Source organism: Leifsonia williamsii, assembly GCF_030433685.1.
GTDB classification, from domain to species: Bacteria; Actinomycetota; Actinomycetes; order Actinomycetales; family Microbacteriaceae; genus Leifsonia; species Leifsonia williamsii.
On record NZ_JAROCF010000001.1, the window covers coordinates 2,322,865 to 2,339,795 of the forward strand.

The 16,931-nt window shown below is 72.0% G+C and carries 10 protein-coding genes; all 10 read left to right on the plus strand.

The genetic code is table 11. The annotated features are described in order from the left end of the window. Positions 1 to 4: 4 nt before the first annotated feature. The 10 genes from P5G50_RS10960 (at position 5) to murA (ending at position 16,919) form a co-directional block, all read left to right on the plus strand. Positions 5 to 1,726 carry a serine/threonine-protein kinase gene (locus P5G50_RS10960; protein ID WP_301209074.1) on the plus strand — a complete coding sequence of 574 codons (1,722 nt, stop codon included), beginning with the start codon at positions 5 to 7 and terminating at the stop codon, positions 1,724 to 1,726. Continuing rightward, positions 1,726 to 2,538, plus strand: coding sequence for a hypothetical protein (locus P5G50_RS10965; RefSeq protein WP_301209071.1), 813 nt, complete (start codon positions 1,726 to 1,728; stop codon positions 2,536 to 2,538). The genes P5G50_RS10960 and P5G50_RS10965 overlap by 1 nt, the downstream gene beginning before the upstream one ends. A 90-nt stretch (positions 2,539 to 2,628) precedes the next feature. Continuing rightward, the gene (locus tag P5G50_RS10970) at positions 2,629 to 7,914 is read left to right on the plus strand and encodes an Ig-like domain-containing protein (protein ID WP_301209068.1); all 5,286 of its coding nucleotides are present in this window, start codon (positions 2,629 to 2,631) and stop codon (positions 7,912 to 7,914) included. 67 nt (positions 7,915 to 7,981) lie between these two features. After that, the gene (locus tag P5G50_RS10975) at positions 7,982 to 8,944 is read left to right on the plus strand and encodes an AAA family ATPase (protein WP_301209445.1); all 963 of its coding nucleotides are present in this window, start codon (positions 7,982 to 7,984) and stop codon (positions 8,942 to 8,944) included. Positions 8,945 to 9,021: 77 nt separating this feature from the next. Next, positions 9,022 to 10,341, plus strand: coding sequence for a DUF58 domain-containing protein (locus P5G50_RS10980; RefSeq protein WP_301209066.1), 1,320 nt, complete (start codon positions 9,022 to 9,024; stop codon positions 10,339 to 10,341). Next, positions 10,338 to 12,701 carry a transglutaminase-like domain-containing protein gene (locus P5G50_RS10985; RefSeq protein WP_301209065.1) on the plus strand — a complete coding sequence of 788 codons (2,364 nt, stop codon included), beginning with the start codon at positions 10,338 to 10,340 and terminating at the stop codon, positions 12,699 to 12,701. The genes P5G50_RS10980 and P5G50_RS10985 overlap by 4 nt, the downstream gene beginning before the upstream one ends. Positions 12,702 to 12,796: 95 nt before the next feature. Beyond that, the gene (locus P5G50_RS10990; protein WP_301209062.1) at positions 12,797 to 13,315 is read left to right on the plus strand and encodes an FHA domain-containing protein; all 519 of its coding nucleotides are present in this window, start codon (positions 12,797 to 12,799) and stop codon (positions 13,313 to 13,315) included. Between the two features lie 150 nt (positions 13,316 to 13,465). Then, positions 13,466 to 14,953: a 3-isopropylmalate dehydratase large subunit gene (leuC, locus tag P5G50_RS10995; RefSeq protein WP_301209059.1), complete on the plus strand. Its 1,488-nt coding sequence runs from the start codon at positions 13,466 to 13,468 to the stop codon at positions 14,951 to 14,953. Beyond that, positions 14,953 to 15,552 carry a 3-isopropylmalate dehydratase small subunit gene (gene leuD / locus P5G50_RS11000; protein WP_301209056.1) on the plus strand — a complete coding sequence of 200 codons (600 nt, stop codon included), beginning with the start codon at positions 14,953 to 14,955 and terminating at the stop codon, positions 15,550 to 15,552. The genes leuC and leuD overlap by 1 nt, the downstream gene beginning before the upstream one ends. Continuing rightward, complete coding sequence (gene murA, locus P5G50_RS11005; protein WP_301209054.1) at positions 15,549 to 16,919, plus strand: UDP-N-acetylglucosamine 1-carboxyvinyltransferase; 1,371 nt, start codon at positions 15,549 to 15,551, stop codon at positions 16,917 to 16,919. The genes leuD and murA overlap by 4 nt, the downstream gene beginning before the upstream one ends. Positions 16,920 to 16,931 lie beyond the last annotated feature (12 nt).

A 16,931-nucleotide genomic window follows, 5' to 3' on the forward strand; every position in this document is an offset into this window, starting at 1 on the left:
GCGCATGGCGTCGCAGCCCCCGCAGCTCGACGGCTTCCACTTCATCCGGCTGCTCGGCTCCGGCGGCTTCTCCGACGTGTTCCTGTACGAGCAGGAGCTGCCCAAGCGCAGCGTCGCCGTGAAGGTCCTGCTCACCGACAGCGTCGACGCCACCGCCCGTGCGCGGTTCGTCGCCGAGGCGAACGTGATGGCCCAGCTGTCGGCGCATCCGTACATCGTGACCATCCACCACGCCGGCGTCTCGCCGGACGAGCGGCCGTACCTGGTGATGGAGTACTGCTCCGGCCCGTCGCTCGCCGACCGGCTGAAGCGCGAGCGGATCGGCGTGGAGGATGCCCTGCGCACCGGCGTCCGGCTCTCCAGCGCCGTCGCCACGGCCCATGCCGCCGGCATCCTGCACCGCGACATCAAGCCGGCGAACGTGCTCACCAACGCGCTCGGCTGGCCGGCGCTGACCGACTTCGGCATCGCCTCCGCCCTGGAGGAGCTGCCGGTGCACACCACGACCCTCTCGGAGCTGCGTCGCGACCCGGCCGACACCGGCACCAGCGGCGACCGCTCGGTCGGCCTCAGCGTACCGTGGTCGCCGCCCGAGATGTTCGCGGACGACCCCGCCCCTGACGTGCGCAGCGACATCTTCTCGCTCGCCGCGACCGTGCACACGCTGCTCGCCGGGCGAACGCCGTTCGAGGTGCCGGGGCGCTCCAACGGCACGCTCGACCTGATGGGCCGCATCGAGCGGGGCATGGTCACGCCGATCGACCGCGGCGATCTGCCCGCCTCGCTCGTCGCCTCCCTGCGCCGTGGCATGGCGCTGCGGCGGGAGGACCGGTACCAGACGGCCGTCGACTTCGCCCGCGCACTGCAGCGCGTCGAGCTGGAGCTGGGACTCGCTCCCACCAGTATCGACGTGCCCGACCTCGTGCTCGGCGCCGAGCGGCCCGCACCGGGCGACGGCGACGGCGGACAGGAGACGCGGGCGCGCTCGGTCGCGACCATCCAGGCACAGCCGCCGCGCGAGGCGGCGCAGGGCGGGAGGACGGCCGCAGGCTTCGTCGCCGTGGAGCCTCCGCGTGCCGCACCGGAACGCCCCGCCGCACCGGAACGCGCCGCCGAGCAGGAGCCGACGCGGGTGAGGGGCGTCGTCCCGGTGGAGGCGCAGCCGCCTGCGACCGCGTCGGCTCCACCCGCCGCACGGCCGGTCGAGGAGCACACCATGCTGCGTCCGCGGCGCGACGCCGCGCCTCAGGACCGCACCGACGCCGACGCCGACACCGGCGCCACCTCCGCCGACTCGGTCGAGACCCCGCGCGACCCGCGCCGCCGCGTGCTCGCCTGGGTCGGCGCGGGCGCCGCCGCGGTCGTCGTGCTCGGCGTGGCCGCCGCGATCGTCGCGAACGTGCTGGCGCCGGCCCCGCAGCCGTCGTCCACGGCTCGGCCGGGCGGCGACGATCCGATCGCGGTGAGCGTCGTGCCCGCGCCCACCCTGGTTTCGGCGCAGCGCGGCTCCGGCGGGACGTCCGCGATCTTCACCTGGAAGACCGCCGACCCGCAGGAGGGCGACCAGTACACCTGGGTCCGCGAGGGCACGACGAACCCGCCCACCGTGACCACCCGGCCCACCGCGACCGTCACCGGCATCGCGGCCGGGGCCCCGGTCTGCATCGACGTGTCGACGATCCGCGCCGGCCGCACCTCCGAGCCCCTGAAGGCGTGCGCACCCTGATGACCGACGACGCCGTGACGAACGACACCTCGACGACGACAGCGTCCGCCTCCCGGCAGGCGAAGCCGCTCACCGTCGAGTTCTGCGGCGAGCTGTATCCGGTGGCCCCCGACGCCGAGTTCGGCATCGGGCGCGAGTCCGACCTGACGATCGACGACAACCCGTACCTGCACCGACGCTTCCTCACGCTGAGCCGCGACCACGGGATGTGGTGGCTGGCCAACGTGGGCACCCTCCTCACCGCGACGGTGACCGACGCCACCGGCACCATGCAGGCGTGGCTCGCGCCAGGGGCGAAGCTGCCGATCGTGTTCCAGACCATGCACGTGATGTTCAGCGCGGGGGCGACGACGTACGACTTCACCATCACGAGCGACGAGGACTGGTTCGGCACCGCGGTCGCGGCCGACGGATCCGGCGGCTCGACCACGGTGCTGCCCATCACGCTCACCACGACCCAGCGCCAGCTGATCGTCGCCCTGGCCGAGGGCGTGCTGACGCAGACGGTGCCGGGCCGGGGAACGATCCCGACGTCGGCGGAGGCCGCGGCGCGCCTGGGCTGGAGCATGACGACCTTCAACCGCAAGCTCGACAACGTCTGCGACAAGCTCGACAAGCTGGGGGTGGCCGGGCTGCGCGGCGGCCGCGGCAAGCTCGCGACCAACCGCCGCGCCCGCCTCGTGGAGTATGCCGTGACGACGCGCCTGGTCGGTGTCGAGGACCTCCCGCTGCTCGACGCGGCACAGGATGCGGCGGCGGCCGACGAGGCCGACGAGGGCGAGCAGCCGGGGCGGCAGGGCGCGGAGGGCTGACACCCGAATGGGGAGTCCTCCCCATCTGGCCCCTGTTCGGGAGCGTGTTACCGTAGGCAGCGGTTTTTCCAGGCCGGGGGATATTCGAACGTGGCGTCGTTGAGCAAGTGGGTGCGGGAACGCAAGACCCTCGCTTTCGCGACCGCCCTCGCCGTGGTCGCCGGCGTGCCGCTGACGATCGCCGTGCTGCACAAGGGCTTCCCCGTGAACGCGGTGGAGCTGGACACGCGCGACGTGTGGGTGACGAACGGCGAGAAGCTGCTCGGCGGCCGGCTCAACCATCAGATCGATGAGCTGGACGCCGCGGTCACGGGCTCGAGCTCCGACCTCGACGTGCTGCAGGACGGCTCCTCCTATTTCCTCACCGACCTCCCGCACGGCACGGTCGACAAGATCGACCCGGCGTACGTGTCGCTCGGCGGGCGCATCCAGATCCCCGAGAACTCGCAGGTCGGCTACGGCGATGCGACGCTGTCGGTGCTGTCGCCGACGGGGTCGCTGTGGGTGCTCGACGCCTCCGGCCGCCTCGACTTCGACAAGGCCACGACCAAGCCGGTCGCCAAGGTGGGCACGGGCGCGAAGCTCGCGGTCGCCAAGTCGGGCAAGACCTTCGTCGTCGCGCCGAAGGGCCGCAGGCTCGTCACGGTGGACCACCCCGGCGCGTCCGCGACGACGGCGGCGTTCGCGGTGCCGGGGGAGTTCCAGCTCTCCGCGGTGGGCGACCAGCCGATCGTGCTCGACACGCAGGGCAACAAGCTGATCACCGGCTCGGGCACCACCGTCAGCCTGCCCGCGAAGGCGCTGCGCGTGCAGCAGCCGAGCGCAGAGGGCGACCGCGCGGTGGTCGCGACGGCGAACAGCCTCCTCTCGGTCCCGCTCGGCGGCGGCGAGGTCACCGCGTCGCCGGCCGGCAAGACGTCGACGGGAGGCGCGAAGGCGGTGAGCGCACCCGTCCGCCTCGGCGACTGCTCGTACGGCGCCTGGTCCGGTTCCGCGCGCTACCTGTACGCCTGCGACGGCAAGAAGCCGATCGGCATCGACATCGACCGGTCCGTGAAGGGCGACGACCTCGAGTTCCGCGTGAACCACGGCGTCATCGCGCTCAACAACCTCCGCGACGGCAACGCCTGGGTGGTCTCCTCCGACATGCGGCTGGTGCAGAACTGGGCCCAGCTGAAGCCCAACGACACCACCATCGAGGGCGACACCGGCGAGGAGAAGCCGGTCGTGCAGTCCTTCGCCGACACGCTCGCGCAGCGGACCTCCGTCAACCGCCCGCCGACCGCCGCCGACGACTCGTACGGCGTGCGGCCGGGGCGGTCGACCATCCTGCACGTGCTGAGCAACGACACGGACCCCGACGGCGACATCCTCACCATCACCGATCTCGCCGGCGTGCCGGCCGGTCAGGCCGACGTGCAGCTGGTCGAGGGCGCCCGCGCGGTGCAGTTCACGCCGAAGGCCGGACTGAGCGGCACGATCACCTTCCGCTATGCGATCTCCGACGGCCGCGGCGGCACCTCGTCGGCGCAGGTGGATGCGACCCTGAGGCAGGCGGCCGAGAACGCGCCCCCGGCCTCCACCCGCCCCTCCACCGGCCAGACCGAGGTCGGTCAGTCGTTCACCTACAACGTCCTCAACGACTGGGCCGACCCCGACGGCGACGACCTGTCGCTCGTCGCGGCCACCGCCACCACCGAGGACGACGTGCGGTTCAAGCCGAACGGCGACGTCACCTTCACGAGCAAGACAGGGCAGGCGGGTTCGAAGGAGGTCCGCGTCACCGTGTCGGACGGCCGCGCCTCCGCCACCGGCAGCCTGATCGTGACCGTCAAGCCGACCGGCTCCTTGGAGCCCGTCGCCGTCCCGGACTTCGGCGACGGCTTCACCGGCCGCCCGATCGTCGTGCACCCGCTCGACAACGACCAGACGCCCTCCGGCGACCCGTTGACCCTCGTCGGCGCGGCCCTCGACAGCGGTGGCCGCGCAGAGGTCACGACGGACACACAGCGCGGCACCGTGACCTTCACGGCGAATGCCGCCGGCGAGTACTACGTCGTCTACACGCTCGGGGCCGGGGCCAAGACCACCACGGGGCTGGTCCGCTTCGACATCGCCCAGCAGGGCGCGTCGGAGGCGCCGCCCATCGCGGTCACGGACAAGGCGTACGTGCGGCCGGGCGAGCCGACCTCCGTCGCGGTCCTCGCCAACGATGTCTCGCCCTCCGGCCGGGTGCTCGCCGTGCGCTCGCTGACGATCGACAAGGGCGCCGAGGACCTCAACGTGGAGGTGCTCGACAACGCGATCGTGAAGGTCACGGCGCCGACCGTGCTCACGGGCCAGGTCCAGCTCTCCTACACCGTCTCGGACGGCGTGGCCGAGTCGACCGCAGGGATCACCGTCGTACCCGTCCCTCCGCTCGTGCAGCACCAGCCTCCCGTCGCCGTCGATGACACCGTCACGGTCCGCGCGGGCGACGTCGGCACGGTGGACGTGCTCGACAACGACTACTCGCCCGACAACGCCCCCTTCGAGCTCGACCGCGAGCTGCGGGACGCCAAGGGCGCCGGGCAGGGCGCCACCGCCTTCGTCAGCGGCGAGACCGTCCGGTACCAGGCGCCCGGCACACCGGGGCAGTACAACGTGGTCTACGGCATCACCGACAAGTACGGGCAGAAGGCGCAGGCGACGGTGACCTTCGTCGTCACGGCCGCCGCCAAGGCCGGCAACAAGGCGCCGCAGCCGCAGCCGCTCACCGTGCGCGCCTTCGCCGGCTCGTCGGTGCCGGTGGAGGTGCCGCTCGACGGCATCGACCCGGACGGCGACTCCGTCACCCTCTCCGGGCTCGCCTCGCAGCCGACCCTGGGCCGCATCTCCGCCTCCGACAGCCGCTCGTTCACCTACGAGGCGTACCCCGACTCGGCCGGCACCGACACCTTCACGTACACCGTCAAGGACACCTACGGGAAGGCCGCGACCGGCACCATCACGATCGGCGTCATCCCGCGCCCCGACCAGGTGCGGCCGCCGATCGCGGTCAACGACCCGATCCAGGTCAAGCCGGGGCGCACCGCCGCGGTGCCGGTGCTCGACAACGACTCCGACCCCAACGGCTACGCCATCGCGGTGCAGAAGAAGCTGCTCCAGGTCGACGAGGGCCTCAAGGCGTCCGTCCACGGCAAGCTCGTGCTCGTGGAGGCGCCCAAGACCGAGGGCTCGTATGTCGTCCGCTACCAGATCGGCAACGGCCAGGGCGGGGTGGCCAGCGCGTTCATCCAGGTGACCGTCACGAACAAGGCCAAGGACGTGCCGCCGACCGCGGTCGACCACGTGATCGAGCCCGACGAGGTCGCGAAGAAGGACAGCGTGAAGGTCGACGCGCTCGCCGGCGCGACCAACCCCTCCGGCCTCCCGGACGCGCTGAAGGTCGCGGTCACCGGCCCGAACGCCTCCGCCGCCTCGGTCGGCGACGACGGGACCGTGACCGTCAAGCCGGGCGAGCGCCGCTTCGCCGTCGCCTACACCGTCACCGACCCGGTCACCCAGCTCGTCGGCCACGCGTTCATCATCGTTCCGCCGAAGGGCGAGGCCACGGCTCCGCCGCGGATCAGAGACGGCCTGCCGCAGCAGATCGTGACCATGAACGGGTCGAAGAGCTGGCGCCTCTCCGACATCGTGACGGTGCCCTCGGGCCGTTCGTTGAAGCTGTCCGGGGCCTCGGGAGTCAGCGCGACGAACAGCTCCGGCGACTCCTCCTACGGCGACGACCAGACGCTGACCTTCACGGCGGCCAAGGACTACCGCGGCCCGGCGGCCATCACGTTCACGGTCAACGACGGACGCGAGAGCGGCACCGACGACGACCGCCTGACCAAGCTCGTGCTGCCGCTCACGGTCGGCGACCCCGACCAGTCCGACGTCGCGCCGACCTTCACGTCGCCGAGCGAGAAGATCGAGCCGGGGGAGGCTCCGCTCCCCGTCGACCTGCGCGCGTCTGCCTTCCACCCCAACCCGAAGATCCTCAGCGCCCTGACGTTCACCGGCGGCACCTCCAGCAACCCGAAGATCCAGGCCGCGCTGAGCGGCTCCACGCTCTCGCTCTCGGCGCCGCTCGGGGTGCAGGCGGGGGAGACGGCCACGATCTCCGTGACCATCAGCTCCGGCACCCACACCATCACCGGCACGGTGAACGTGCAGGTCGTCAGCTCCAGCCGGCCCGTCGCGACGCAGAAGAACCCGCCGCAGACGAACGAGCTGCAGCGCGGCAAGACCGTGACGCTCGACGGCGCCTCCAGCGACGCCCAGTGGATCAACCCGTTCCCGGGCAAGCCGCTGACGATCACCGACGCGAAGGCGCAGAGCGCGCCCTCGGGCGTGACCGTCACGCACACCGGCTCGTCCATCACGGTCAGCGCGGCCTCCGGCGCGGCGATCGGCGCGGTCAACATCGTCTACCACGTGCAGGATGCGACGAAGGACCCCAAGCGCACCGCCTCCGCGATCGGCCAGTACCGCGTGACGGTGCACGACGTGCCGTCGAAGCCGAAGGCGCCCGACAACGCCCGCGCGACCGACGGGCAGGCGACGGTCGAGATCGCGGCGCCCGCGAACAACGGCAAGCCGATCGACCAGTACGAGGTGAGCGGCGGACCGAACCCGGTCACGGTGAACGACGTCGGCACGGTGACGATCACCGGCCTCACGAACGGCACGGCGTACGCCTTCGCCGTGCGCGCGCACAACGCGGACGGCTGGAGCGAGCTGTCGCCGCAGAGCGCGTCGGTCACACCGTACGGCACCCCGGCGAAGGTGCAGAACGCGAAGGCCTCGCGCTCCGACCAGTACGCTCCGGCGGACGTGCGGATGAGCTGGAACGCCCTCTCCGGCTCGGCGGAGACCGGCGGCGGGTCCGTCACCTACCACTACCGGTTCAACGGCGGCGGCTGGGTGGACACCAAGAACACCAGCGCGACCGCGGGCAACCAGGGTGTCGGCACCTACTCGTTCGAGGTGTACGCGACCAACGACGGGAGCGGCAAAGCCGGTCCGCACGCGAGCTCGAACAGCGTCCAGATCGACAAGAAGCCGGACCCGCCGCCGTCCATCACGCTGCGGCAGGGCGACAAGGAGCCCGGTTACGACCACAGCTTCACGTACGACGTCACGATCAACCACTTCGCGCCCAACCGGACGTTCACGATCAACTACTACTGCAACGGCGGAAAGCTGTCGTCGGCGTACTCGATCTCGTCCGACGGCAACGGCTCCGGCCACTACCGGGGGACTCCGAACGGGCTCCACCCGTACTGCGGGTACACCGGTGCGTACGTGATCGTGAACGGCGTGCAGAGCGACGTCCAGGACTGGTCGCCGTGATCGCGGCAGCGGGCGTCACGCGGACGCGCACAGGATTCAGCAACGGAAGAGAGGCACAGCAGTGGCAGTGACCCAGGAGCAGGCGGACTGGTTCGCCGGAGCGTTCGCGCAACTCGTCGCGAACGTCGACAAGGCGATCCTCGGCAAGGAGCACAGCATCCGCCTGGTGATCACGGCGATGCTCTCGGGCGGCCACGTGCTGCTCGAGGACGTGCCGGGCACCGGCAAGACCGTGCTGGCAAAGGCGCTCGCGAACACGATCGAGGGCACCCAGTCGCGCATCCAGTTCACACCCGACCTGCTGCCCTCCGACGTGACCGGCGTCACCATCTACGACCAGTCGACCGGCCGGTTCGAGTTCCACCCCGGCCCGATCTTCGCCTCCGTCGTCCTCGCCGACGAGATCAACCGCGCCAGCCCCAAGACCCAGTCGGCGCTGCTGGAGGTCATGGAGGAGGGGGTCGTCACGGTCGACGGCGTCGGCCACCCGGTGGGCTCGCCCTTCATCGTCATCGCGACCCAGAACCCGGTGGAGCAGGCGGGCACGTACTCGCTGCCCGAGGCGCAGCTCGACCGCTTCCTGATCAAGACCTCGCTGGGCTACCCCGACCACGCCACGACGGTCGACCTGCTGCTGGACGCCTCCAACCGCTCCCGGGCCTCCGCGGTCCGTCCGATCATCGCCGCGGACTCGGTGACGACGCTGGCGCAGCTCGCGTCGGAGGTCCACACGGACGCGTCGGTGATGGGCTACCTGAGCGAGATCGTCACCGCCACCCGCGACGACAAGGACTCCGCGCTCGGCGTCAGCATCCGCGGCGCCCTGGCGCTCGCCCGCGCGGCGAAGACCTGGGCGATCGCGGCCGGGCGCACCTACGTGACGCCCGACGACATCCGCGAGCTCGCGCAGCCGGTGCTGGCGCACCGCGTGATCGTCGACCCGGAGGCCGAGTTCTCCGGCGTCCGCTCGGCCGACGTCGTCGAGCGCGCGGTCGCCGCCGCGAACCCGCCCGCGTACCGGGCCGCCTGAGCGACCCCCGGCCCCCGGCCCCACACCGACCGCAGCCCGACCCCGGCCCCCGGCCGCGACCTCCCGGAGACCCCCGCATGACCACGCAGAGCCCGACCGCCCGCGGCCGCCGCCGCCGCGCGTCCGCGCTCGACCAGGCGCGCTTCGCCGGCGCCCAGGTCGCGCGCTCGCTGGGCGGCGCTGCCCGGGCGGGAGGGGCGAAGGTCGCGCCGCTCTGGCGGGCCGTGTCGTCGCGCGTCGCACCCGTGGTCGGTGTCGTCAGCGTGCTCGGCTGGATCGTGCTCGGCACCGCGGTCGTCGCGTTCGCGATCGCGTTCTGGCTGGGCTGGGCGGAGCTGCTCTTCGTCGGAGCGACCCTCCTCGCCGCCCTGCTGATCGCGACCGCGTTCGTGTTCGGCCGCTCGACCTACGCCGTGACCGTGGAGCTGAACCCGCGCCGCGTCGTCGCCGGCGACCGCGCCCTCGGCCGGCTCGGCGTCGTCAACAACGGCCAGCGGCCGGTGCTTCCGACCCGGATGGAGCTGCCGGTCGGGGAGGGACAGGCCGAGTTCACCGTGCCCCGCCTCACGCCCGGCGCCGAGACCGAGGAGCTGTTCGCCGTCCCGACCGCTCGTCGCGCGCTCATCCTCGCCGGCCCCGCGATCTCCGTGCGCGGCGACCAGCTCGGCCTGCTGCGCCGGACCACGCGCTGGACCGACCGGGTCGAGCTGTTCGTCCATCCGCGCACGGTCCGACTCGCCGCCACCGCGAACGGTCTCGTGCGCGACCTGGAGGGTCAGACCACCTCCACCATCACCGACAGCGACCTCTCGTTCCACGCGCTGCGCTCGTACGAGCCGGGCGACGACATCCGCAACGTGCACTGGCGCACCTCCGCGCGCACCGGTCAGCTCATGGTCCGGCAGTACCAGGAGACGCGCCGCTCGCAGCTGCTGCTCGCCTTCGACGCCGAGCGGGAGCGGTTCGCCTCCGACGACGAGTTCGAGCTCGGCGTATCGGTGCTCGCCTCGATCGGCGTGCAGGTCATCCGCGAGGAGACCGAGCTGCGCGCCCTCTGGCAGCGCGGCGCCATGCGCGTCGAGACGCCGACGGCGCTGCTCGACGACTCCTGCCGCATCCAGCCCGTGGAGGCGAGCGGCGCCGGCCTGCGCGAGTACCTGCGGCAGGCGACCCTGCGCCTCGCGCCGCCGAGCCTCGCCATCACCGTGGTGGGCAGCCAGGTCGAGCCGGCCGAGCTGCGGGCGGCGACCACGCTGTGGGGGCTCGACACCGAGACCATCCTCATCCGCGTCGACGAGGCGGGAGAGCCGCGGCTCGGCCGGCTCGGCCGCAGCATGCTCGTCACGGTGTCGGCGCTATCCGAGCTGCCGGCCCTCCTGAAGCGGGCGAGCCGATGACCGCCACGACCGCCTCCGTGCGCCGCGACGGCTCCGGCGCCACCGCCTCCACGCCGCTGTTCGACCGCCCGAGCACGACCACGTGGATCGACGTCGCCGTCATCGTCGGCCTGAGCCTGCTCGCCGTGGTCGGCTTCGAGCCCGCGTTCGGCCACTACGCCTTCGCCGCGGCGGCCGTCGGCGGCATCGTGGTCGGCGGAGGCGTCGCGCTGCTCGGGAGGCTGCTGCGGCTCTCCGTGCCGCTCACGGCGATCATCGCCCTGGCCGCGTACTTCCTGCTCGGGACGCCGCTCGCGCTGCCCGGCCTCGCCCTCTACGGCGTGCTCCCGTCGCTCGACAGCCTCTCCGGCCTGGTGCTGGGAGCCGTCTTCGGCTGGAGCGATGCCGTCACCCTCCAGGCGCCGCTGGAGGCCCCGCCGTACGTCGCCGTCGTGCCGTACGTCGGCGGATGGCTGGTGTCGTTCGTCTCCCTCACACTCGCCGTCCGCTGGCTGCCGCGCATCCGCAAGCCCGCGGTCGGCCGGGCGGCCGTGCTGCTGATCGGGCCCGTGCTGCTGTTCGTGGCCGCGATCCTGCTCGGCACGCGCGACCCGTTCTTCGCCGGAGTCCGCGGCGTCGCCTTCGCGGGCGTCGCCCTGGTCTGGCTGGCCTGGCGCCGCCGCCGGTTCGCGCGCGACCACTTCGGCATGGATGCCGCGGTCCGGCGCAGCCGCCTGCTCGGCGGCGCGGCGGTCGTCGTCGGCGCGGTCGTGGTCGGCGCGCTCGCGGGGACGCTGCTCGCGCCTCCCGCCGCCTCCCGGTTCGTGGTCCGCGACGAGGTGACGCCGCCGTTCGATCCGCTCGACTACCCGAGCCCGCTCGCCGGCTTCCGCAAGTACACGAAGGACCTCCAGAAGACGAAGCTCTTCACCGTCCGCGGCCTCACGGAGGGCCAGGTCGTCCGGCTCGCCACGATGGACAGCTACGACGGCGTCGTGTGGTCGGTGGCCGAGCCGGGCAGCGACACCGACGCCTCCGGCGCGTTCGAGCTGCTCGGCAGCACCATCCCCGAGCCGCCGCTGTTCGAGCCGGGCGCGACCTCCACGGCGACCATCGACATCCTCGACTACTCCGACGTCTGGCTGCCCGCCCTCGGCTACCTCGACCGCCTCGGCTTCGACGCCTACACCGGCACCGACCCGGCCGGCACCGTGCGCGTCAACACCGCAACGGGCACCACGGCGGTGACCAGCGGCGTGAAGGAGGGCCTCCGCTACACGATGCAGGCCACGGCGCAGAAGGTGCCGAACGACCGGCAGTTGCAGAAGGTGCCGCCGGCCCGGCTCACGCTGCCGTCGGTGACGAACGTTCCCGACGTCGTCTCGGCGAAGGCGGAGGAGTACGCGGGGTCGGCGACCACCGCCATCCAGAAGCTCCGCAACATCGAGCGCTCGCTCAAGAACCTCGGCTTCCTGAGCCACGGCCGCGCCTCCGACCCGGTGCCGTCGCGCGCCGGGCAGGGCGCCGACCGGATGACCGACCTGCTCACGAAGTCGCCGATGGTGGGCGACCAGGAGCAGTACGCGAGCGCCTTCGCCCTCATGGCCCGCCGGCTCGGCTACCCGACCCGCGTCGTCATGGGCTTCGCGCCCAAGGTCACCGGCGACACGACGACCGTCACCGGCAACGATGTGACCGCGTGGGACGAGGTCGCCTTCGACGGGGTCGGCTGGGTGCCGTTCTTCCCGACGCCGACCAAGACCGACGCGCCCAAGAACCAGACCACCAAGCCCAAGCTGGAGCCGCAGCCGCAGGTGCGCCAGCCCCCGCCCGCCGACCCGCGCGCCGAGGACCTGCTGACCCCGGTCAAGACCAAGGAGAACGAGAAGAAGGAGCAGAAGCACGCCTTCCAGCTCCCCGCCTGGGTGTGGGTGGTCGGCGGCATCGTCGCCGTCCCGCTCGTGCTGGCGCTCGTGCCGCTGCTCGTGATCACCCTGCTCAAGCGCCGGCGGCGGCGGAAACGGCGCTCGACCGGCCCGCCCGACCGTCGTGCGGCCGGGGCCTGGGACGAGCTGACCGACCGCTACGCCGAGCTGGGGCTCACGCTCCCGGAGCGCGCCACGCGCCTGCAGACGGCCGCAGCGCTGGCGGAGCAGTCGCGCCGCCAGGACCTCCCGCTGCCGGAGGACGGCCTCGACGACCTCGCCCGCCACGTCGACGCCGCCGTGTTCGACGGCAGCGAGGTGGCGGAGGAGCGCGTGGCCGAGGCGTGGAGCTCCGCCGACGCGACGGTGGGAGCCGCGACGAAGGCCGCCGGCCCGCTGCGTGCCCGCCTCGCCGCCTTCCGCTACCGCCGTCGCCCCCGCGCGCGCCGCGCCTGACCTGCCGCGCCTGGCCCGATCGAGTTGGCACGACATGCCGCCAGGGCTCCGCCCGAGACGGCATGTCGTGCCAACGGGATGAATAGAGTGGGGGCGTGGATGACCGTCCCGCCTTCATCGTGCCGCCGCCCGGCCTGATCCCGTCGCGCCCCCAGCAGCCTCCCGCGCCTCCCGCCGCCGAGCCGATCCGGCCGCCCGCCTCGCCCGGCACCCCTCCCGCTGCACCCGGCCGCTCGCTGCCCGCGTTCCACCCTCCGGCGCCCGGCCCCGCGGCGCCGCAGGAGACTCACGTGTGGCGGCTCGTCCTCCCGAACGGCCACCGCGTCCCGGTCACCGGAACGCTCCTGCTCGGGCGCAATCCGTCCGCCGCCGCGCACCCCGGCCCGGCCGACCCTGTCGCGCTCGAGGACCCCACCTCGACCGTGTCGAAGACGCACGCCGCCGTGGAGGCCGTCGGCGCCCTCCTGCGCGTCACCGACCTCCACTCGACCAACGGCGTGACCGTCGCTACCGCCGAGACGCAGACCCGGGCGACGCCGGGGGAGCCGCTGGAGGTGCCCGCCGGCGCCGAGCTGCGCCTGGGCGGATACCGCATGCGCGCCGAGCGCTCCTGAGCAGCACCCGGGAGCACCGGTGCTACCCTGAACAGGTGCACGCGCGTCTCCTCCTCCTTAGCCGCCGCGGCGAGTCCTAGTCTCAGGCCACCCTCGCCGCGGAGTCCGTCGACGGCTGATCCGTACGCAAGCTAGGAGTTCACGAGAACGATGACGACCGACATCAGCACAGAGCACACCGGATTCACGCGATCCGGGCGCACCCTCGCGGAGAAGGTGTGGGACGACCACCTCGTCGCCAAGGGCGAGGACGGCTCTCCCGACCTCATCTACATCGACCTGCACCTGGTCCACGAGGTGACCAGCCCGCAGGCGTTCGACGGCCTCCGCATGGCCGGCCGCCCGGTCCGCCGCCCCGACCTGACGATCGCGACGGAGGACCACAACACCCCGACCATCGGCATCGACCGCCCGATCGCCGACCTGACCAGCCGCACCCAGATCGAGACGCTGCGCAGGAACGCCGAGGAGTTCGGCATCCGCCTGCACTCGCTGGGCGACGTCGAGCAGGGCATCGTGCACGTCGTCGGCCCCCAGCTGGGCTTGACCATGCCGGGCATCACGGTCGTCTGCGGCGACTCGCACACCTCCACGCACGGCGCGTTCGGGGCGATGGCGTTCGGCATCGGCACCTCCGAGGTGGAGCACGTGCTCGCCACCCAGACGCTGCCGCTGAAGCCGTTCAAGACCATGGCCATCACGGTCGAGGGCGAGCTGCGCCCCGGCGTCACGGCCAAGGACATCATCCTCGCCGTCATCGCCAAGATCGGCACGGGAGGCGGCCAGGGCTACGTGCTCGAGTACCGCGGCAGCGCCATCCGCTCGCTCTCGATGGAGGGCAGGATGACGATCTGCAACATGTCGATCGAGGCCGGCGCCCGCGCGGGAATGGTCGCACCCGACGAGACCACCTTCGCCTACCTGAAGGGCCGCCCGCACGCGCCGGAGGGGGCCGACTGGGACGACGCCGTCGCCTACTGGAAGACGCTGCAGACCGACGACGACGCCGTCTTCGACGCCGAGGTCTACCTCGACGCCGCCGACATCGAGCCGTTCGTGACCTGGGGCACCAACCCCGGCCAGGGCGTGTCGCTCAGCCAGACCGTGCCCGACCCCACCGCCATCCAGGACGCCAACGAGCGCGCCGCCGCCGAGCGGGCGCTGGAGTACATGGACCTGGCGCCGGGCACCCCGATGAAGAGCATCCCGGTCGACGCGGTGTTCATGGGCTCGTGCACCAACAGCCGCATCGAGGACCTGCGCGCCTTCGCCTCCGTCATCAAGGGCCGCAAGAAGGCCGACAACGTCCGCGTCATGGTCGTCCCCGGCAGCGCCCGCGTGCGCATCGAGGCCGAGGCGGAGGGCATCGACAAGATCGTCGAGGAGTTCGGGGCGGAGTGGCGCTTCGCCGGCTGCTCCATGTGCCTCGGCATGAACCCCGACCAGCTCGCGCCGGGGGAGCGCTGCGCCTCCACCTCCAACCGCAACTTCGAAGGACGGCAGGGCAAGGGCGGCCGCACGCATCTCGTGTCGCCGCTCGTGGCGGCGGCGACCGCGATCCGCGGCACGCTGTCGAGCCCGTGGGATCTCGAGCATGACGGCGCGGATCTGACGACCGGTGAGAAGGTGGGCGCCTGATGGACAAGTTCGAGACCGTGACCGGCGTGGCCGTGCCGCTGCGCCGCTCCAACGTCGACACCGACCAGATCATCCCCGCGGTGTTCCTCAAGCGCGTCACCAAGACCGGCTTCGACGACGCCCTGTTCCACGCCTGGCGGCAGGACCCGGAGTTCATCCTCAACCAGCCCGCCTACCAGGGCGCGACCGTGCTGGTCGCCGGCGCCGACTTCGGCACCGGCTCCTCGCGCGAGCACGCGGTGTGGGCGCTGCGCGACTACGGCTTCAAGGTCGTCCTCAGCCCGCGGTTCGCGGACATCTTCCGCGGCAACTCCGGCAAGCAGGGCCTCCTCACCGGTGTGATCACCGAGGAGGACGCCGAGCGCCTCTGGCAGGCCATCGAGGCGCAGCCGGGAATAGCGGCGACGGTCGATCTGGTTGCCAAGACTGCGACCGTCGGCGAGGTCCAGGTGTCTTTCGACATCGACGATTACACTCGCTGGCGTTTGCTCGAAGGGTTGGACGACATCGCTCTGACCCTGCGCGACGAGGCGCGCATCTCCGAATACGAAAGCGGCCGCGCGTCATGGCGGCCCACGACCCTCCCGGTGAAACTTTGAACTCACTTCTTCAGGACGCCCAGGCAGCTGGAGCGCGCGTCGGCCTCAAGGGCGACCGCATCACGATCAACGGCGGCATCCCGCTCCGGGGCCGCATCGAGGTCCGCGGCGCCAAGAACTTCGTCACGAAGGCGATGGTCGCCGCGATCCTCGGCGAAGGCCCCAGCGTGCTGCGGAACGTGCCGGACATCAGCGACGTCCGGGTCGTCCGCGGGCTGCTCGAGGTGCACGGCGTGAAGGTGACCGACGGTGCGGAGGAGGGCGAGCTCCTGCTCGACCCCAGCGCCGTCGAGTCGGCGCACATGGCCGACATCGACGCGCACGCCGGCTCCAGCCGCATCCCGATCCTGTTCTGCGGCCCGCTGCTGCACCGGCTCGGCGAGGCGTTCATCCCCGACCTCGGCGGCTGCCGGATCGGCGACCGCCCGATCGACTACCACCTCGACGTGCTGCGCAAGTTCGGCGCGGTGGTCGACAAGCTCCCGAGCGGCATCCGCATGTCGGCCCCCAACGGCCTCCACGGCGCCAAGCTCGAGCTGCCGTACCCGAGCGTCGGCGCGACGGAGCAGGTGCTCCTGACCGCCGTGCGCGCCGACGGCATCACCGAGCTGCGCGGCGCCGCGATCGAGCCCGAGATCATGGACCTGATCAACGTCCTGCAGAAGATGGGTGCGATCATCTCGGTCGACACCGACCGCGTGATCCGCATCGAGGGCGTCAAGAAGCTCGTCGGCTACAGCCACACCGCGCTGTTCGACCGCAACGAGGCCGCCAGCTGGGCCGCGGCCGCGCTCGCGACCAACGGCGACATCTACGTCGGCGGCGCCCGCCAGCCCGAGATGCTGACCTTCCTCAACGTCTTCCGCAAGGTCGGCGGCGCCTTCGAGATCCACGACGACGGCATCCGCTTCTTCCACCCGGGAGGCCCGCTCAAGCCGGTCATCATCGAGACCGACGTGCACCCCGGCTTCATGACCGACTGGCAGCAGCCGCTCGTCGTGGCGCTGGCGAAGGCCGAGGGCGTCTCCATCGTGCACGAGACCGTGTACGAGCAGCGCTTCGGCTTCACCGACGCGCTCAACGACATGGGCGCCAAGATCCAGGTGCACAAGGAGTGCCTCGGCGGCCACCCGTGCCGCTTCGGTCAGCGCAACTTCAACCACTCCGCGGTCATCATGGGCCCGGTGGAGCTGAAGGGTGCCGACATCGAGGTTCCCGACCTGCGCGGCGGCTTCAGCCACCTCATCGCGGCGCTGACCGCCGAGGGCCGCTCGACCGTCAGCAACGTCGGCATCATCAGCCGCGGCTACGAGAACTTCATCACGAAGCTGCAGCTGCTCGGGGCGGACTTCGTCCTCGAGGGCTGATGCCACGGATAA

Bases quoted from the DNA above. Each gene is read 5' to 3' on its own strand.
- P5G50_RS10960 (WP_301209074.1), top strand. From the start codon at position 5: ATGGCGTCGCAGCCCCCGCAGCTCGACGGCTTCCACTTCATCCGGCTG.
- P5G50_RS10965 (WP_301209071.1), top strand. From the start codon at position 1,726: ATGACCGACGACGCCGTGACGAACGACACCTCGACGACGACAGCGTCC.
- P5G50_RS10980 (WP_301209066.1), top strand. From the start codon at position 9,022: ATGACCACGCAGAGCCCGACCGCCCGCGGCCGCCGCCGCCGCGCGTCC.
- P5G50_RS10985 (WP_301209065.1), top strand. From the start codon at position 10,338: ATGACCGCCACGACCGCCTCCGTGCGCCGCGACGGCTCCGGCGCCACC.
- leuC (WP_301209059.1), top strand. From the start codon at position 13,466: ATGACGACCGACATCAGCACAGAGCACACCGGATTCACGCGATCCGGG.
- leuD (WP_301209056.1), top strand. From the start codon at position 14,953: ATGGACAAGTTCGAGACCGTGACCGGCGTGGCCGTGCCGCTGCGCCGC.